Origin of the sequence: Burkholderia territorii (assembly GCF_902833055.1) — a bacterium.
Taxonomy (GTDB): Bacteria; Pseudomonadota; Gammaproteobacteria; order Burkholderiales; family Burkholderiaceae; genus Burkholderia; species Burkholderia territorii.
This window is the reverse complement of sequence record NZ_CADFEJ010000006.1, coordinates 26,133-45,256: the sequence shown is the minus strand read 5'-3', so window position 1 is coordinate 45,256 and position 19,124 is coordinate 26,133. Positions and strand designations below refer to the sequence as shown.

The window sequence follows — 19,124 nt, the reverse complement described above, 5'->3', positions numbered from 1 at the left end:
CCGGCGGCGCCGCCGGCCGCGGCGGAGCGGACGCCCGCCGCGGATACTGCCTGACTGCTTACTGCTGCTTTGCTGCTGCGACTTGCGCGGCCACTTCGGCGGCGAAGTCGTCCTGGCGCTTCTCGATGCCTTCGCCGACGACGAACAGCGCGAACTTCTGCACTGCCGCATTCGCCGCCTTGAGCATCTGCTCGATCGTCTGCTTGTCGTTCTTCACGAACGTCTGGTTCAGCAGCGACACTTCCTTCAGGTACTTCTGGACGCTGCCGTCGACCATCTTCGCGACGATTTCAGCCGGCTTGCCCGATTCGGCAGCCTTCTGCTCGGCGACGCGGCGTTCCGTTTCGATCAGTTCCGCCGGCACGTCGGCCGACGACAGCGCGACCGGCTTCATCGCGGCGATGTGCATCGCGACGTCCTTGCCGACCTGCTCGTCCGCGCCCGTGTACTCGACGATCACGCCGATGCGCGCGCCGTGCAGGTACGTCGCGATCTTGTTCGCGGTTTCGAAACGGACGAAACGGCGGATCGAGATGTTCTCGCCGATCTTGCCGACGAGTGCCAGACGCACTTCGTCGACCGTCTTGCCGTCGAGCGCCAGCGCCGACAGGGCTGCCACGTCGGCCGGGTTCTGCGTCGCGACGAGTTCCGCGACCGTCTTCGAGAATGCGAGGAAGTCGTCGTTCTTCGCGACGAAGTCGGTTTCGCAGTTCAGTTCGACCAGCGCGCCCGCGTTGCCGCCGACGAACGATGCGACGACGCCTTCGGCCGTCACGCGCGATGCCGCCTTGCTCGCCTTGTTGCCGAGCTTCACGCGCAGCAGTTCTTCAGCCTTGGCCAGATCGCCGTCGGCTTCCGTCAGCGCCTTCTTGCACTCCATCATCGGTGCGTCGGTCTTTGCGCGCAGTTCTGCCACCATGCTTGCGGTAATTGCCGCCATCATTCGCTCCTTGAGTCTGTATTCACAACGCCGCCCGCTTGGACGCGAACGGCCGAAAATCGTTTCCGGACCCGCGCCGATTTCGCGCGATCAGGTCCGGCGCACAAGCTTAAAAAAAGGGGGCCTGTTGAGAGCCCCCTTTTTGCGCCGGCTCGGGGCCAGTTACGCGTTTTCCTCGACGTACTCGTCGTCGCCACGCACAGCTTGGACCACTTCGTTGACCGCGTTCGCACGGCCTTCCAGGATCGCGTCGGCCACGCCTTGCGCGTACAGCGCAACTGCCTTGCTCGAGTCGTCGTTACCCGGGATCACGTAGTCCACACCTTCCGGCGAGTGGTTCGTATCGACCACGGCGATGACCGGCACGCCCAGCTTGTTCGCTTCGGTGACGGCGATCTTGTGGTAGCCGACGTCGACGACGAAGATCGCGTCCGGAATGCCGCCCATGTCCTTCACGCCGCCGATCGACTTCTGCAGCTTGGCGATTTCACGCTCGAACAGCAGCGCTTCCTTCTTGCTCATCTTCTCGAGTTCGCCCGCCTCGACTGCCGCTTCCATGTCCTTCAGGCGCTTGATCGAAACCTTCAGCGTCTTGAAGTTCGTCATCATGCCGCCGAGCCAGCGTGCGTTGACGTACGGCATGCCCGCGCGCTGCGCTTCCTGGGCGATCGTGTCACGCGACTGACGCTTCGTGCCGACGAACAGGATCGTGCCGCGGTTCGCTGCCAGCTGGCGCACGTACTTCTGTGCGTCCGTGAACATCGGCAGCGTCTTTTCGAGGTTGATGATGTGAATCTTGTTGCGGTGACCGAAAATGAACGGAGCCATCTTCGGGTTCCAGAAACGGGTCTGGTGACCGAAGTGGACACCCGCTTCCAGCATTTGGCGCATCGTGACTGCCATGTAAATTCTCCACGAGGGTTGGGTCTTAAGCCGGCTGCCGTACCGCCGCGCGAACGCGCCCCGAAGGACCCTCGTTCCGCGCGGCCGGCACCCTGGTTGCGCCGGCTTGCGATTCGACACGTGCGAAAATGCCCGTGCCGCAAGCCTTTCATCGCCATGCCGCCCGGCACCGCCCCATGACGGTGCACGCTTGGCATTTGGATGTCGACTTAGCCGAAGAGTATAGCACGCCGATTTGTCGGCTCTCAAGTCGCCCGGCACTTTCGCTTGCCGCCCGGCAGCCGGCCGGACAATCCGCGAAAACCCGCATCGGCACCGCCGGCAGGGGCTGCGAGGCCCGCCATAAGGTGCGATAATCCGTCAATTCACCGCATTCCAGGCATACCTCGATGGCTATTACGCTCAAAAACGAACACGACATCGCCGAGATGCGCGTCGCCTGCCGTCTCGCGAGCGAAGTGCTCGACTTCATCACGCCGCACGTCGTCGCAGGCATCACGACCGCCGAACTCGACCGGCTCTGTCACGAATTCATGCTCAACGAGCAGGGTACGATCCCCGCGCCGCTGAATTATCAGCCGCCCGGCTATCCGCCGTACCCGAAGGCGACCTGCATCTCGGTCAACGACGTGATCTGCCACGGCATTCCGGGTGAGAAGGTGCTCAAGAACGGCGACGCGCTGAACATCGACATCACCGTGATCAAGAACGGCTACTTCGGCGACACCAGCCGGATGTTCATCGTCGGCGAGGGCTCGATCCTCGCGAAGCGCCTCGTGCAGACGACCTACGAGTGCATGTGGCTCGGCATCGACCAGGTCCGGCCCGGCGCCCACCTCGGCGACATCGGCCACGCGATCCAGAAGCATGCGGAAGCGCAGGGCTACAGCGTCGTGCGCGAATACTGCGGCCACGGCATCGGCACGGTGTTCCACGAGGATCCGCAGGTGGTCCACTACGGGCGCCCGGGCACCGGCATCGAGCTGAAGGCCGGGATGATCTTCACGATCGAGCCGATGATCAACGCCGGCAAGCGCGACATCCGCACGATGCCCGACCAGTGGACGGTCAAGACGCGCGACCGCAGCCTGTCCGCGCAGTGGGAGCACACGGTGCTCGTCACCGAGACGGGCTACGAGGTGCTGACCGTGTCCGCCGGCACGCCGGCGCGCCCTGTGTTCGCGCAACCGGCCGCCGCGGTCTGAGCCGCCGCGCCAGCCCCGCCCGCCCCACCGACCTGCTGACCCGAACGGCCCGCCCATGAGCGCTCACGCCGCCCCCTCGCCCGAAGCGCTGTCGCGGCGCGCCGAATTCAAGGCCGCCAAGGCCGACATGCTCGCGCGCTTTCGCAGCGCGGCGAACGTCGCATCGCTGATGCACGCGCTGTCGAAACTCACCGACGACGCGCTCAAGCGCGTGTGGGACGACTGCGCGCTGCCCGCGACGCTCGCGCTGGTCGCCGTCGGCGGCTACGGGCGCGGCGAGCTCGCCCCCTACTCCGACGTCGACATCCTCGTGTTGCTGCCCGATGCGCACGACCCGTCGCTCGACGCACGCATCGAGCGCTTCATCGGAATGGCATGGGATCTCGGCCTCGAGATCGGCAGCAGCGTGCGCACGGTCGCGCAGTGCATCGAGGAAGCGTCGCAGGACGTCACCGTGCAGACGTCGCTGCTCGAGGCGCGCCGCATCGTCGGCAGCACCGCGCTGTTCGAGCGCTTCACCGTCCGGTATCACGAGGCGCTCGACGCGCGCGCGTTCTTCACCGCGAAGGTGCTCGAAATGCGCCAGCGCCACGCGAAGTTCCAGGACACGCCGTACAGCCTCGAGCCGAACGTGAAGGAAAGCCCGGGCGGGTTGCGCGACCTGCAGACGATCCTGTGGATCGCGCGCGCGGCCGGTTTCGGCAGCAGCTGGCGCGAACTCGACACGCGCGGCCTCATCACCGATCGCGAGGCGCGCGAGCTGCGCCGCAACGAAGGATTCCTGAAGACGTTGCGCGCGCGGCTGCACGTGATCGCCGGCCGCCGCCAGGACATGCTCGTGTTCGACCTGCAGACGCAGGCCGCCGAGAGCTTCGGCTACCAGTCGACGCAGGCCAGGCGCGCCAGCGAGCAGCTGATGCGCCGCTACTACTGGGCCGCGAAAGCGGTCACGCAGCTGGCGACGATCCTGATCCAGAACATCGAGGCGCAGCTGTTTCCCGCGACGAGCGGCATCACGCGCGTGCTGTCGCCCGATCGCTTCGTCGAAAAGCAGGGCATGCTCGAGATCGTCGACGACGGCGTGTTCGAGCGCCATCCGGACGCGATCCTCGAAGCGTTCCTGCTGTACGAGACGACCCGCGGCGTGAAGGGCCTGTCCGCCCGCACGCTGCGCGCGCTGTACAACTCGCGCGAAATCATGAACAACACGTGGCGGCGCGATCCGCAGAACCGCCGCACGTTCATGCAGATCCTGCAGCAGCCCGAAGGCATCACGCACGCGTTCCGGCTGATGAACCAGACGAGCGTGCTCGGCCGCTACCTGCTGAATTTCCGCCGCATCGTCGGCCAGATGCAGCACGACCTGTACCACGTGTACACGGTCGATCAGCACATCCTGATGGTGTTGCGCAACATCCGCCGCTTCGCGGTGGCCGAGCATGCGCACGAATACCCGTTCTGCAGCCAGCTGATCGGCAATTTCGAGCGCCCGTGGGTGCTGTATGTCGCGGCGCTGTTCCACGACATCGCGAAAGGCCGCGGCGGCGACCACTCGACGCTCGGGATGGCCGACGCGCGACGCTTCTGCCGCGAACACGGGATCGACGGCGACGACGCGGCGCTGATCGTGTGGCTCGTCCAGCATCACCTGACCATGAGCCAGGTCGCGCAGAAGCAGGACACGAGCGACCCCGAGGTCATCAAGCGCTTCGCCGAAGTCGTCGGCAACGAACGCTACCTCACCGCGCTCTACCTGCTGACCGTCGCCGATATCCGCGGCACGAGCCCGAAGGTGTGGAACACGTGGAAGGGCAAGCTTCTCGAAGACCTCTACCGGATCACGCTGGCGGTGCTCGGCGGCGCGAATCCCGACGCGCATTCGGAACTGAAGTCGCGGCAGGAGCAGGCGCTCGCGCTGCTGCGCCTCGAAACCGTGCCCGAAGACGCGCACCGCGCGCTGTGGGATCAGCTCGACATCGGCTTTTTCCTGCGCCACGACGCGGCCGACATCGCCTGGCAAACGCGTGTGCTGTACCGGCACGTGAACGCCGAAACCGCGATCGTGCGCGCACGGCCGTCGCCGATCGGCGACGCGCTGCAGGTGCTCGTGTACGTGAAGGACCGCCCCGACCTGTTCGCGGGCATCTGTGCGTACTTCGACCGCAACGGGCTGTCGGTGCTCGATGCACGCGTCAGCACGACGCGGCACGGCTACGCGCTCGACAACTTCATCGTCACGCAGACCGAACACGACGTGCGCTACCGCGACATCGCGAATCTGGTCGAACAGCAACTCGCGACGCGCCTTGCCGAAGCCGCTTCGCTGCCGGAACCGTCGAAGGGCCGCCTGTCGAGGCTGTCCCGGACGTTTCCGATCACGCCGCGCGTCGACCTTCGGGCCGACGAGCGCGGCCAGTACTACATCCTGTCCGTGTCCGCCAACGACCGGCCGGGCCTTCTCTATTCGATCGCGCGCGTCCTGGCCGAGCATCGGGTCGGCGTCCACGCGGCGCGGATCAATACGCTCGGCGAACGCGTCGAGGACATCTTCCTGCTTGACGGTGCCGGCCTGTCCGACAACCGCCTGCAGATCCAGCTCGAAACCGAATTGCTGCGCGCGATCGCAGTCTGAATGAATCACAGCGTTTATGCGCACCAAATTGACCGTCAAGAATCCGCGGCCGGCGTCGCCGACCCGCGCACCCGTCCGCTCCGGCAGCCTCGTCGCCCGCAAGGCGGTGCGCCCGGCCGCGCCGTCCGCGGCCGACAAGCCGCCGCGCCCGAAGAAGGCCGCCGCACCGGCCGCCGCCGGCGAGCGCGCATTCAAGCCGCGCGGCGCGGAGGGCCCGGGTGCGGATCGCGCTCCGGCGAAGCGCGCACCGCGTGATGGCGCCGCCGAACGCGGTTATCGCAGCGATGCGAAGCCGGGCGGCCGCGCCGAAGGCGGTGCACGTGCGCCCTATCGCGACAAGGCAGCCGGTGAAGGCGAAAAGCGCAGCTTTGGCGAACGCCGTACGTCGTCCGATCGCCCGGCGCGGCGTAGCGACGACGATACGCGCCCGCGCCGCGCAAGCGGCGAAGGCGCTGCACGCGCACCGTATCGCGACAAGGCGGCCGGCGCAGGCGAAAAGCGCAGCTTCGGTGAACGCCGTACGTCCTCCGATCGCCCGGCGCGGCGTAGCGACGACGATACTCGGCCGCGCCGCGCAAGCGGCGAAGGCGCTGCACGCGTACCGTATCGCGACAAGGCGGCCGGCGCAGACGAAAAGCGCGGCTTCAGCGAACGTCGCACGCAATCCGATCGCCCCGCACGCCGAGGCGACGACGATGCGCGCCCGCGCCGCGCAGGCGCCGAAGGCGCTGCTCGCGCACCGTATCGCGACAAGGCGCCCAGCGCAGGCGAAAAGCGCAGCTTCGGTGAACGCCGCACAGCGTCCGATCGTCCCGCACGCCGAGGCGACGACGATGCGCGCCCGCGCCGCGCAGGCGCCGAAGGCGCTGCTCGCGCACCGTATCGCGACAAAGCAGCCGGCGCAGGCGAAAAGCGCATCTTCGGTGAACGCCGTACGTCGTCCGATCGCCCCGCACGCCGAGGCGACGACGATGCTCGCCCGCGCCGCGCAGGTGCCGAAGGCGCTGCACGCGCACCGTATCGCGACAAGGCAACCGGCTATGCCGAGAAGCGCGGCTTCGGCGAGCGCACCAGCTCCGACCGCCGCTCGACCGGCGCCGCACTGAAAACCGCCCAACCGGTCAAGCGCCGCGCCGCCGACGTCGACCACGGCGACGAAACGGGCCTGATGCGCCTGTCGAAGCGCATGTCCGAACTCGGCCTGTGCTCGCGCCGCGAAGCGGACGAATGGATCGAAAAGGGCTGGGTGCTCGTCGACGGCGAACGCATCGACACGCTCGGCACCAAGGTCCGCCCGGACCAGAAAATCGAGATCGACGGGCGCGCGAGCGCCGCGCAGGCCGCGCAGGTGACGATCCTGCTGCACAAGCCGGTCGGCTATGTGTCGGGTCAGGCGGAAGACGGCTACGAGCCGGCGTCGGTGCTGATCACGCGCGCGAACCAGTGGAGCGGCGATCGCTCGCAAGTGCGCTTCTCGCCGCAACATCTGCACGCGCTCGCGCCCGCCGGGCGGCTCGACATCGATTCGACCGGCCTGCTCGTGCTGACGCAGAACGGCCGGATCGCGAAGCAGCTGATCGGCGAGCAGTCGGACATCGACAAGGAATACCTGGTACGCGTGCGCTACGGCGAACGACTGATCGACATCGACCAGCACTTCCCCGCGGAATCGCTCGCGAAGCTGCGTCACGGCCTCGAGCTCGACGGCGTCCCGCTGAAGCCCGCGATGGTGAGCTGGCAGAACGGCGAACAGCTGCGTTTCGTGCTGCGCGAAGGCAAGAAGCGTCAGATCCGGCGCATGTGCGAACTGGTCGGTCTCGAAGTAATCGGCCTGAAACGCGTGCGGATGGGCCGCGTGATGCTCGGTGCGCTGCCGCAAGGGCAATGGCGCTACCTGTCGGCCGACGAGTCGTTCTGACGGCAGGCACGCGCTCGCGTGCCGCGCAATGCAAAAAAGCCCGCGCAAGCGGGCTTTTCGTTTCGGCACGGCGGCGGCGCGCGGCCGCCCGAACGTCAGTCGTCGTCGGCCGGATCAAGACCGGGAAACAGCACCTCGGTGAAGCCGAAGCGCGTGAAGTCGGTGATCCGCATCGGATACAGCTTGCCGATCAGGTGATCGTATTCGTGCTGCACGACCCGCGCGTGAAAGCCTTCGGCGACACGGTCGAGCTTCGCGCCGAACTGGTCGAAGCCGCTGTAGCGCACCTTCGCATAGCGGCTGACGACACCGCGCATGCCCGGCACCGACAGGCAGCCTTCCCAGCCCTCCTCCATGTCCGGCGGCATGTACTCGACCTTCGGGTTGATCAGCACGGTCTCGGGCACGGGCGGTGCGTCCGGATAACGGTTGTTGCTGCCGAAGCCGAAGATGATGATCTGCAGCCCGACGCCGATCTGCGGCGCGGCAAGCCCCGCACCGTTCGCGTGATGCATCGTCTCGAACATGTCCGCGACGATCTCGTGCAGCTCGGGAGTATCGAACCGCTCGACCGGCTTGGCGACTTCGAGCAGGCGCGGATCGCCCATCTTCAGGATCTCGCGAATCATGGCGTGTTGCCCTCCAGGAGTTGGTGCAGTCCGTCTTCGTCCAGCACGGGGATGCCGAGTTCCTCGGCCTTCGCGAGCTTGCTGCCGGCGTCGGCGCCCGCGACCACGTAATCCGTCTTCTTCGATACCGAGCCCGCGACTTTCGCGCCCGCCGCTTCGAGCATTTCCTTCGCCGCGTCGCGCGTGAGCGTCGGCAGCGTGCCCGTCAACACGACCGTCTTCCCGGCGAGCACGCCCTGCGGCGCCTTCGGCGCGGGCGGGCCTTCGGCCCACGTGACCTTGCCGGGCGCACGCAGCTGTTCGATCACCGTGCGGTTGTGCTCTTCCGCGAAGAACTGGTGGAGCGACTCGGCCACGATCGGCCCGACGTCGTTCACTTCGAGCAGCTCCTCGATCGATGCGTTCATGATCGGGTCCAGCGATCCGAAGTGCTTTGCAAGATCCTTCGCGGTCGACTCGCCGACATGGCGGATCCCGAGCCCGTAGATGAAGCGCGCGAGCGTCGTATGCTTCGCCTTTTCGAGCGAGTCGAGCAGATTCTGCGCGGACTTCTCGGCGAACCGGTCGAGCTCCGCGAGCGTCGCGAAACCGAGATTGAACAGGTCGGCCGGCGTGCGCACGAGGTTCAGCTCGACCAGCTGATCGATGATCTTCTCGCCGAGCCCGTCGATGTCGAGCGCGCGGCGCTGCGCGAAGTGCCACAGCGCCTGCTTGCGCTGCGCCGGGCAGAACAGGCCGCCCGTGCAGCGCGCGATCGCCTCGTCGGGCAGGCGTTCGATTTTCGAACCGCACACCGGGCACTCGGTCGGCATCACGAACTCGGCCGCGTCGGCAGGCCGGCGGTCGAGCACCGCGCCGACGACTTCGGGGATCACGTCGCCCGCGCGCCGCACGATCACGGTATCGCCGATCCGGATGTCCTTGCGGCGCACTTCGTCCTCGTTGTGCAGTGTCGCGTTGGTTACCGTGGCACCGCCGACGAACACCGGCTCGAGCCGTGCGACCGGCGTGATCGCGCCCGTGCGGCCGACCTGCACGTCGATCGCGACGAGCTTCGTCAGCGCTTCCTGCGCGGGGAACTTGTGCGCGAGCGCGAAGCGCGGCGCGCGCGACACGAAGCCCAGGCGATCCTGCTCGTCGCGCCGGTTGACCTTGTAGACGACGCCGTCGATGTCGTACGGCAGCGACTCGCGCTTCTCGCCGATCTTGCGGAAGAAATCCAGCAGGCCGTCGGCGCCGCGCACGACCGCGCGCTCGCGGTTCACCGGCAGGCCGAGCGACTCGTACCAGTCGAGCAGCGCGCTGTGCGTGTCCGGCATCGGCATTCCGTCGAGCACGCCGATCCCGTACGAGAAAAACGACAACGGACGCTGCGCGGTGATCTTCGGGTCGAGCTGGCGCAGGCTGCCGGCCGCCGCGTTGCGCGGATTCGCGAATTCGCGCTGCTCGGCCGCGCGCTGGCGTTCGTTCAGGCGTGCGAAATCGCGCTTGAACATCAGCACCTCGCCGCGCACGTCGAGCACGGCCGGCACGTGCCGGCCCTTCAGCTTCAGCGGAATCGAGCGGATCGTGCGGACGTTCTCCGTCACGTCCTCGCCGGTCGTGCCGTCGCCGCGCGTCGCTGCCTGAACGAACACGCCGTTCTCATAGCGCAACGAGATCGCGAGCCCGTCGAACTTCAGCTCGCATGCGTATTCGACGGGGTCCGTCACCGAGCCGGCGAGATCGGTCGTCTTGTCGAGCGCATCGGCTACGCGCTTGTCGAACGCGACGATGTCCTCGTCGGCGAAGCCGTTGTTCAGCGACAGCATCGGCGCATCATGGACGACCGGCGTGAAGCCGCTCGCGACTTCGCCGCCGACGCGCTGCGTCGGCGAATCGGGCGTCACGAGTTCGGGATGATCGGCTTCGAGCTGCTGCAGCTCGCCAAAGAGCCGGTCGTATTCGGCGTCGGGCAGATCCGGCTGGTCGAGCACGTAATAGGCGTAGTTCGCCCGCTCGAGTTGATCGCGCAGCCACGCGGCACGCGCGTCGGGCTGGCTGGCTGGCGGTTCGGCTTGGGTTCGGGCCATGCTGGCGGCAATTCGTTCTGGAAAATCGGATGTTCGATTATCTCAGTTTGACGTCGCGGCGGGGGCGCACGATGCGTGCCTCGCGGCGGGCCGCTGCAGTGCATGCCGACGGTGTATGTGTGCACTGCAACGACGACGGGCGACGGCACCGCAGACCGTCGCCCCTTGAAACGCGTTACTGGCTGAAGAGGCGGCGCGTGACCGGCGAACCGGCCGGGATGCCCGCTTCCTCGAGCTTCGCGTACAGCTTCATCAGTTGCTGGTCGATCGCCGCCAGCGTCGATTCCGGCAGCGGCCGGCGCGAATCGTCGACGACTCGTGCGCCGATCCGCTCGGACAGCGACTTCGCGTAGTCGCACATCAGCCGGAACGGCAGGATGTCCTCCTCCGCCACCGGCACGTCGAGCACCAGCGTGATCATGTTGCCGCCCTTGTACGTCAGGTCGTCACGCAGGAAGTTCGTGTCGCCGAACTGCAGCATGAATACGGGGTTCTGTTTCGCGTCGAGCTTCACGAAGCGCGTGCCGTCGCGCGACAGCAGCAGCCCGTCCTGCGAAGCCACGGCCTGCACGTAGTTCGCCGACCACGGCGCGCCGTCCGACATCACGTTGATCGACAACTGCGCGTCGCACTGCGCGGCAAAGCCGTCGAGCTCGCGCGCCATCGCGACCGTCTCCATCATGTCCGGGAATTCCGGCGCGCCGTCGATCGCGTCGGCGAACTGCTGGACGCCCGTCACGAATTCGGAGAATTCGAGCTCGTTCAGCGCCCCGCTACGGTTCGCGAGCTGCGCGGCCGCGCGCAGTTCTTCATAGCGCACGCCGTTCTGCAGCAGCTCCCACTGGCCGCCTTCCGGCTTGCCCTCGATATGCACGGGCTTGGTGCCCGCGCGGCGCAGCCGTTGCGCGACCGGCAGGATCTTGTCGCCCGGCAGCGGCGCGCCAAGGCGAATCGGCACGATGCAGTCGATCCGGCGGTCGACGATCGCGGGCGGCGCCGACGAAATCGTCGTCGCGGCGGGCAGCACGGGTTCGGCCGGTTCGTTCGAGGCATCGGCGGCCGGTGCCTCCTGTGCGGCGGCAACCGCACCTTCGTCGACCTGCTCCGCATGCCCGCTCGACGCCGACGGCACGTCGCCGCCGGTGGCCTCGGCCTGCAGGTCGGCCGGCGTGTCGGCAGGCGCCACGCCGCCGAAGGTCGGCTCGACGCGCGCGGCTTCGGCCGGCGCGCCCGCGGCCGCAGCGGCCGGTGCCGGCGCAGCGGATTCGCGGCGCACGGGCTGGCGCACCGGCTCGATAAACGGCAACTCTTCGTCGCGCTCGGGGCGATTCATCGCCTCGGCCGTTTCCTCCGGCATCGGGCGCGGCATCCTGCGCCGCACCTTCGCGCCCTGCCATGCGTTGTAGACCACGACGCCGCCCACCACGACGGCGCCCGCGCCGATCAATCCGAGTGTCAACTCGTCCATGCACGCTCCATCAGCAATTCTTGTTCGTCGGACCCGCGAACGGGCGCCCATGCGCCGCGCGAACGCGGTCCGGTTTCGTCAAACGTCAATTCTGGGCAAAACCCGCGGCGGTTTCCATGTCCACCGCGACGATCCGCGACACGCCCTGCTCCTGCATCGTCACGCCGATCAGCTGCTGCGCCATCTCCATCGCGATCTTGTTGTGCGAGATGAAGAGGAACTGCGTCTTGTCGGACATCGCGCGCACCAGATTCGCGAAACGCTCGGTGTTCGCGTCGTCGAGCGGCGCGTCGACCTCGTCGAGCAGACAGAATGGCGCCGGGTTCAGCTGGAACATCGCGAACACCAGCGCGGTGGCGGTCAGCGCCTTCTCGCCGCCCGACAGCAGGTGGATGGTCGCGTTCTTCTTGCCCGGCGGCTGCGCCATCACCTGCACGCCCGCATCGAGGATCTCGTCGCCCGTCATGATCAGCTTCGCCTGGCCACCGCCGAACAGGCGCGGGAACAGGTCGCTGAAGTGACGGTTGACCTCGTCGAAGGTGCCCTGCAGCAGCGTGCGGGTTTCCTGGTCGATCTTGTGGATCGCATCCTCGAGCGTCGTGATCGCGTCGGTCAGGTCGGCCGACTGCGCATCGAGGAACACCTTGCGCTCGCTCGCGGCCTTCAGCTCGTCGAGCGCGGCCATGTTGACCGGGCCCAGCGCGTTGATCGCGTTGTTCAGGCGCGTGACCTCGCCCTGCAGGTACGACGGCTTCAGGTCCGGCGTGAGCTTTTCGCGCAGCGCTTCCTCATCGACCTCGGCCGCCGTGAGCTGCTCGGCGAACTGCTCGACGGCCAGGCGCGCGGCCTGCTCCTTCAGCTGCAGCTCGGTGATGCGGTCGCGCAGCGGCTGCAGTGAACGCTCGGCGACGAGACGCTGCTCGTCCGATGCACGCAGCTTCGCGGTCAGGTCGTCGAGTTCGATCCGCGCGGCCTGCAGCGCCTCTTCCTTCACCGCGCGAATTTCGAGCGCGTCCTGCAGGCCCGTGTGCGCGGTCTGCTCGTTGATCGTTTCGAGTTCGGCGCGCGCGTCTTCCAGCGACGCGGCAACGCGCTCGCTCTGCTCGTGCGCGACCTGGATGCTGCGCTTGAGCTCGTCGATCCGCGTGACCGCGTTGCGCGCGGCGAAGCGTGCGTCGTTCGCGCCGCGCTCGAGGTCGCGCGCTTCCTGGCGCGCCTGCGTCAGCGATTCGTCGAGCGCCTCGAATGCGAGCTGGTTGTCCTCGAAGCGCGCCTGCAGCTCAGCGAGTTCGCCGTCGAAACGCTCGAAGTTCGCTTCCGATTCCGCGCGCAGTGCACGCTGCTCGTCGATCTGCGCGCCGATTTCCTCCAGCTCCTCGCGGATCTGCGTGCTGCGCTGCGTGTAGCGCTCGTGCGCCTGCGCGAGCTTGAGCACGTCCATCTGCAGCGCATGCACGCGCTGCGTCGCGCGTTCGGCCTGCGCGCGCACGTCGCCGAGCGCCTGCGTGGCCTGCGTGTGCGCCGCCTCCGCGCGCACGGCCGCGGTGCGCGCCTCGTCGGCGAGCAGCGCCTGCGCGCGCACCTGGCGCGTCAGGTTCTCGATTTCCTGCTGACGGGCCAGCATTCCGGCCTGCTCCGAATCGGCCGCGTACAGCTGCACGCCGACACGCGTGACGACGTGGCCGGCCTTGACGACGAATGCGCCGCCGGCCGGCAGTTGCGCGCGCATCGCGAGCGCCTGCGCGACGTCGTCGGCGACGTACACGTTGCCGAGCCAGTCGTTCAGCACCGCACGAATGCCCGCATCGTCGATGCGCACGAGCGACAGCACCGGACGCAGCCCGGCCGCGGCCGCGGGCGGCTCACCGGCCGCGGGCGGCGCGTAGAACGCGAGCTTCGCGGGCGGCGCATCGGTCGCGAACGCCTTCACCCAGTCGAGATTCGACACTTCGAGCGCCGCGAGGCGCTCGCGCAGCACAGCCTCGAGCGCGGCTTCCCAGCCGGCCTCGACGTGCAGCTTCTTCCACAGACGCGGCAGCGCGCCGAGCTCGTGCTTGTCGAGCCACGGCTGGATCTTGCCTTCGGTCTGCACGTTCTCCTGCAGTTGCTTGAGCGCGGCGAGCCGCGCCTCGAGCTGGTGAATCTGCGCGCTTTCGGCCTGCACGCGCTCCTGCGCGGCACGGCGCTCGCCGTCGAGGCGCGGCAGCGCTTCCTGCGCATCAGCCAGACGTGCCTGGGCCTCGGCGAGGATCTCTTCCTGCTCGGCGAGCTGCATGCGCAGCTCCTCGAGCTGCGCTTCGTCCGGCGCGTCGAGCCCGCCCGCCTCGGACTTCAGGCGTTCATGGCGCTGCTGAAGCTGCTGGAGCTGCTGGTCGGCATTGCGCTGGTGCGCGGCCTCGAGCTTCAGCGACTGCTCGGTCTGCGCGATCCGCGCGCGTTCTTCGTTGAGCTGCGCCTGCGCATCGCGCCATTTCGCCTCGAGCGCCGGCAGCGCGTCGTGTTTCGCGGCCGCGTTGTCCTCGGCGAGCGCGGCCTTCTCGTCGGCCATCGCCCGCGCCTCTTCGGCTTCCTCGAGCTCGTCCTGCGCCTTCTCGGCCTGCGCGCGCCATTGCTCGCGCTGCGCGTTCAGCGCGGCGATCTGCGCCTGTACGCGGTTGCGCGATTCGACGATGAACTTGATCTCGGCCTCGAGGCGGCTCACTTCGGCGTTCGCCTCGTAGAGCGCGCCCTGTGCGCCCTGCATCGCGTCGCTCGCCGAATAATGCGCGACCCGCAACGTCTCGAGCTGCGACTCGACTTCGCGCAACTTCGCCGTCTGCGCCTCGAGGTCGATCTGCGCCTGCTCGATCGCGCGCTGCTGCTTCTGCTGCTCGCCCGCGGCCTCGTTCTTGCGCAGCAGCCACAACAGGCGCTGCTTCTCCTCGCCGTCGGCGACGAGTTCCTTGTATTTTGTCGCGACGACGGCCTGCGCCTCGAGCTTCTCGAGGTTCGCGCCCAATTCGCGGACGATGTCCTCGACGCGCGTCAGGTTCTCGCGCGTGTCGTGCAGGCGGTTCTCGGTCTCGCGACGACGTTCCTTGTACTTCGACACGCCCGCGGCTTCCTCGAGGAACACGCGCAGTTCCTCCGGCTTCGCCTCGATGATCCGCGCGATCATGCCCTGCCCGATGATCGCGTATGCGCGGGGCCCGAGGCCCGTGCCGAGGAAGATGTCCTGGATGTCGCGGCGGCGCGCCGGCAGGTTGTTGATGTAGTAGCTCGACGTGCCGTCGCGCGTCAGCACGCGCTTCACGGCGATCTCGCCGTACTGGCCCCACTGGCCGGCCGCGCGGCCGTCGGAGTTGTCGAAGATCAGTTCGACGCTGGCCCGGCTGCCGGGCTTGCGGGCGGTCGAGCCGTTGAAGATGACGTCCTGCATCGACTCGCCGCGCAGCTCGGACGCGCGCGACTCGCCGAGCACCCAGCGCACGGCATCGATGATGTTGGACTTGCCGCACCCGTTCGGGCCCACCACGCCGACAAGCTGGCCCGGAACCTGGAAATGCGTGGGATCGACGAAGGATTTGAAGCCAGCGAGTTTGATCGAGCTCAGACGCACGGCGGTATCGGATGTGAAGAAGGTGTGAAACGGACGGGGCCGCGACGCGCGGGGCCGGACGGCCCGTGCGCGCGATGCGCCCCGGAATTCAAAAGCGGGGCCGCGCGCATCCAGCGTTGGGCCCCGCAAACGGCTTCCATCATACCATCGCGCGCGCGCCGTCCCGCCCGTCGCCGGGTTTGCCCGATGCCGGCGCGGCACGATGCACGCGGCTCGACAGCAGCGTCGCCAGCACGATGCACGCGCCGCCCGCCCACTCGCGCGCGCTCGGCAGTTCGTTCGCGAACACCCATGCGGACAGCGCGGTGATCACGATTTCGAACAGCATGATGATCGACGCGCGGTTCGCGGGCACGCGCGCGAGGCCATATTGGACGAGCAGGTTGTTCGCCGCCATCGTCACGCCGATCGCGGCGACGATCATCGCGGCGATGCCGAGCTGGCCGCCTGCCGGTGCGGCCGGCAGCCCCTCGAACAGCGACGCGATCGCGCCGAACACCGCCGCGCCGCCGAACAGCGTCGCGGTGCGCATCTCCGCGCGCATCTCCGGCAGCTCGCGGCTCGCCTTGATCACGAGCACGTTGCTCATCGCGAAACTCAGGCCGGCCGCGAGCCCTGCCCATTCGGCCGGGTTGGCCGGCAGCGGCATGCCGAGATTCGGCGACCACAGCATCAGCATCGCGCCACCGATCGACAGCGCCGCGAGCCCCGCGCCGGCCCAGGTCAGCCGCTCGCGCAGCAGGAAATGCGCGTAGATCGCGGTCCATGCGGGCGTCAGATAGAACAGCAGCATCACGCGCAGCACTTCGCCGTGGATCGTGCCCCACACGAAACCGAGGTTCGTCACGCCCGCCGTGATCGCGATGCCCGGCAGCACCCAGTGCCAGCGCAGCGTCGCGATGGTGCGGTGCCGCACGACGATCACGAACACGAACGCGACGAGGCTGGTCAACGCGCTCGCCAGAGTGCCGGTCACGCCGAGCGATGCGAGGATCCGCAGCGGATACCAGATCAGGCCCCATACCGATGCGCCGATCAGGATGGCCAGCGTCGGCAGGCTGCCGCGTACCGCGTTGTTCATTTGCTTCGATACCCTTTGTTCGACCGGCCCGGCCGCCGTTCCGGCGGGCCGTGACCGCATTGCGTCACGCTATAATTGTCCGTTGCGACCCGCGCGCCGTCGGCGCCCGTTCGCAGCCGTGCGGCAGCCGCGCCGCCCCTTTCGCTCCAACCGGCCGTGTGGCCGCTTCGCCCGTGAACCCTCGACTCGACTCGCTCCAGCCCTACCCCTTCGAAAAGCTGCGCGCCCTGTTCAAGGACGTGACGCCCTCCGCCGGCCTGAAACCGATCAGCTTCGGCATCGGCGAGCCCAAGCACCCGACGCCGGCGCTGATCCGCGATGCCGTCGTGGCTTCGCTCGACGGCCTCGCGTCGTACCCGGCCACGGCCGGCTCGGACGCGCTGCGCACGTCGATCGCGCACTGGCTGGAACGCCGCTACGGGCTGCCGTCGATCGACCCGGCCACGCAGGTGCTGCCCGTGTCGGGGTCGCGCGAGGCGCTGTTCTCGCTCGCGCAGACGGTGATCGATGCCCGCCCGCGCGCGGACGGCAAGAAAGCGATCGTACTCTGTCCGAATCCGTTCTATCAAATCTACGAAGGTGCGGCGCTCCTGGCCGGTGCCGAACCCTATTTCGCGAACAGCGACCCGGCGCGCAACTTCGCGTGCGACTACGCGGCCGTGCCCGATGAAGTCTGGGCGCGCACCCAGCTGCTGTACGTGTGCTCGCCGGGCAACCCGACGGGCGCCGTGCTGACGCTCGACGACTGGCGCGAGCTGTTCGCGCTGTCCGACCGCCACGGCTTCGTGATCGCGTCCGACGAGTGTTATTCGGAGATCTATTTCGACGAAGCGGCGCCGCCGCTCGGCGGCCTCGAGGCCGCTCACCGCCTCGGCCGCGGCTTCGAGCGGCTTGTGATGCTGTCGAGCCTGTCGAAGCGCTCGAACGTGCCGGGCATGCGCTCGGGCTTCGTCGCCGGCGACGCCGCGCTGCTGAAGAAATTCCTGCTGTACCGCACCTACCACGGCGCCGCGCTGTCGCCGGTCTGGCAGCACGCGAGCATCGCCGCGTGGAACGACGAGGCGCACGTGCGCAAGAATCGCGCGCAGTACCTGCAGAAGTTCAGCACCGTCACGCCGATGCTGGCCGACGTGATCGACGTGAAGCTGCCCGATGCCGCGTTCTACCTGTGGGCCAATGTCGCGCGCACCGGCCTGTCGGACACCGAGTTCGCCCGCCGCCTGTACGCCGACTATAATGTGACGGTTCTGCCCGGCTCGTACCTGGCGCGCGACGCGCACGGCACGAATCCGGGCCGCGATTTCATCCGGATCGCGCTCGTCGCGGGCACCCCCGAATGCGTCGAGGGCGCGCAACGCATCGTCGATTTCTGCCGGGCTCTCGCGCGGTAAGTCGTCCATCCCGATCAATTCCATTCATCTCCTGCGAAAACGAACATGTCGCAACAACTTCAGCAAATCATCGACACCGCCTGGGAAAACCGCGCCGAGCTGTCGCCGAAGGCCGCGCCCGCCGACGTCCGCGAAGCCGTCGCTCACGCGATCGAGCAACTCGACAAGGGCGCGCTGCGCGTCGCCGAGAAGATCGACGGCAACTGGACGGTCCACCAGTGGCTGAAGAAGGCCGTGCTGCTGTCGTTCCGCCTGGAGGACAACGCACCGATGCCGGCCGGCGGCTACTCGCAGTTCTACGACAAGGTGCCGTCGAAGTTCGCGAACTACACGGCCGAAGACTTCGCCGCGGGCGGCTTCCGCGTCGTGCCGCCGGCCATCGCGCGCCGCGGCTCGTTCATCGCGAAGAACGTCGTGCTGATGCCGTCGTACACCAACATCGGCGCGTACGTCGACGAAGGCACGATGGTCGACACGTGGGCGACCGTCGGCTCGTGCGCGCAGATCGGCAAGAACGTGCACCTGTCGGGCGGCGTCGGCATCGGCGGCGTGCTCGAGCCGCTGCAGGCGAACCCCGTCATCATCGAAGACAACTGCTTCATCGGCGCGCGCTCGGAAGTCGTCGAAGGCGTGATCGTCGAGGAGAACTCGGTGATCTCGATGGGCGTGTACCTCGGCCAGAGCACGAAGATCTACGATCGCGAAACGGGTGAAGTCAGCTACGGCCGCATTCCGGCCGGCTCGGTCGTCGTCGCCGGCAACCTGCCGTCGAAGGACGGCTCGCACAGCCTGTATTGCGCGGTGATCGTGAAGAAGGTCGACGCGAAGACCCGCGCGAAGGTCGGCCTGAACGAGCTGCTGCGAGGCGACTGATGGCCAAGCCGCGCACCGTGGTCGTCTACGGCATTCCGAACTGCGACACCGTGAAGAAGGCCCGCGTGTGGCTCGACGATCACGGCGTCGAGTTCGAGTTCCACGACTTCAAGAAGCTCGGCGTCAGCGCACCGCTCGTCGAAGACTGGCTGAAGGACGTGTCGCTCGACGCGCTCGTGAACAAGCGCGGCACGACGTGGCGCGGCCTGGACGACGCCATGAAGGCAGCCGCGGAAACGAAGTCCGGCGCGGTCGCGCTGATGATCCACAAGCCGTCGGTCATCAAGCGCCCCGTGCTCGTCATCAACGGCCGCGTGAAATCGCTCGGCTTCGCCGCCGATCAGTACGCGGCGCTGTTTGCCGCATAGGGCCGCCCGCGCGGCGCTTGGCGCTGCACGACGCCCCATCGCTGCC

General features: G+C 67.8%; 13 protein-coding genes. 6 read left to right on the top strand and 7 right to left on the bottom strand.

Features of this window, described 5'->3' with window-relative positions:
• Positions 1-58: 58 nt before the first annotated feature.
• Both tsf and rpsB read right to left on the bottom strand, forming a co-directional pair.
• On the bottom strand, positions 59-940 hold the full coding sequence (gene tsf, locus HW466_RS13880) for a translation elongation factor Ts (RefSeq protein ID WP_059503276.1): 882 nt from the start codon (positions 938-940) through the stop codon (positions 59-61).
• Positions 941-1,102: 162 nt separating this feature from the next.
• Positions 1,103-1,843 (bottom strand): 30S ribosomal protein S2, encoded by a 741-nt coding sequence (rpsB, locus tag HW466_RS13875; protein WP_059450023.1) that lies wholly within the window; start codon positions 1,841-1,843, stop codon positions 1,103-1,105.
• Positions 1,844-2,232: 389 nt separating this feature from the next.
• Here rpsB and map point away from each other — a divergent pair, with 389 nt between their 5' ends.
• From map to HW466_RS13860, 3 genes are read left to right on the top strand one after another with little or no spacing between them, the layout of a single operon-like run.
• Positions 2,233-3,048 carry a type I methionyl aminopeptidase gene (gene map / locus HW466_RS13870; RefSeq protein ID WP_059450024.1) on the top strand — a complete coding sequence of 272 codons (816 nt, stop codon included), beginning with the start codon at positions 2,233-2,235 and terminating at the stop codon, positions 3,046-3,048.
• Positions 3,049-3,103: 55 nt separating this feature from the next.
• A complete protein-coding gene (locus tag HW466_RS13865; RefSeq protein ID WP_151006712.1) occupies positions 3,104-5,680 on the top strand; it encodes a [protein-PII] uridylyltransferase in 2,577 nt (858 codons plus the stop codon).
• Between the two features lie 16 nt (positions 5,681-5,696).
• Entirely contained in the window at positions 5,697-7,598 is a 1,902-nt protein-coding gene (locus HW466_RS13860; protein ID WP_176316084.1) for a pseudouridine synthase, read from the top strand.
• A gap of 95 nt (positions 7,599-7,693) precedes the next feature.
• Here HW466_RS13860 and def read toward each other — a convergent pair whose 3' ends face one another.
• From def to HW466_RS13835, 5 genes are all read right to left on the bottom strand, one after another.
• A complete protein-coding gene (gene def / locus HW466_RS13855; protein ID WP_059448341.1) occupies positions 7,694-8,227 on the bottom strand; it encodes a peptide deformylase in 534 nt (177 codons plus the stop codon).
• Positions 8,224-10,299 (bottom strand): NAD-dependent DNA ligase LigA, encoded by a 2,076-nt coding sequence (ligA, locus tag HW466_RS13850; protein ID WP_059503280.1) that lies wholly within the window; start codon positions 10,297-10,299, stop codon positions 8,224-8,226. The genes def and ligA overlap by 4 nt, the downstream gene beginning before the upstream one ends.
• A gap of 175 nt (positions 10,300-10,474) precedes the next feature.
• Complete coding sequence (locus tag HW466_RS13845; RefSeq protein WP_174905917.1) at positions 10,475-11,767, bottom strand: cell division protein ZipA C-terminal FtsZ-binding domain-containing protein; 1,293 nt, start codon at positions 11,765-11,767, stop codon at positions 10,475-10,477.
• 85 nt (positions 11,768-11,852) lie between these two features.
• Positions 11,853-15,365 (bottom strand): chromosome segregation protein SMC, encoded by a 3,513-nt coding sequence (gene smc / locus HW466_RS13840; RefSeq protein ID WP_059448344.1) that lies wholly within the window; start codon positions 15,363-15,365, stop codon positions 11,853-11,855.
• Between the two features lie 139 nt (positions 15,366-15,504).
• Positions 15,505-16,446: a DMT family transporter gene (locus HW466_RS13835; RefSeq protein WP_151004277.1), complete on the bottom strand. Its 942-nt coding sequence runs from the start codon at positions 16,444-16,446 to the stop codon at positions 15,505-15,507.
• A 158-nt stretch (positions 16,447-16,604) separates the two neighbouring features.
• On the opposite strand from HW466_RS13835, the gene dapC reads away from it, so the two are divergent.
• Genes dapC through HW466_RS13820 form a run of 3 tightly spaced genes read left to right on the top strand, consistent with a single transcriptional unit; the run spans position 16,605 to position 19,078 of the window.
• Entirely contained in the window at positions 16,605-17,837 is a 1,233-nt protein-coding gene (gene dapC / locus HW466_RS13830; protein ID WP_151004279.1) for a succinyldiaminopimelate transaminase, read from the top strand.
• A gap of 45 nt (positions 17,838-17,882) precedes the next feature.
• Positions 17,883-18,710: a 2,3,4,5-tetrahydropyridine-2,6-dicarboxylate N-succinyltransferase gene (dapD, locus tag HW466_RS13825; protein WP_006478479.1), complete on the top strand. Its 828-nt coding sequence runs from the start codon at positions 17,883-17,885 to the stop codon at positions 18,708-18,710.
• Positions 18,710-19,078 carry an ArsC family reductase gene (locus HW466_RS13820; RefSeq protein ID WP_059448347.1) on the top strand — a complete coding sequence of 123 codons (369 nt, stop codon included), beginning with the start codon at positions 18,710-18,712 and terminating at the stop codon, positions 19,076-19,078. Before dapD ends, HW466_RS13820 begins: the two co-directional genes overlap by 1 nt.
• Positions 19,079-19,124: the final 46 nt, after the last annotated feature.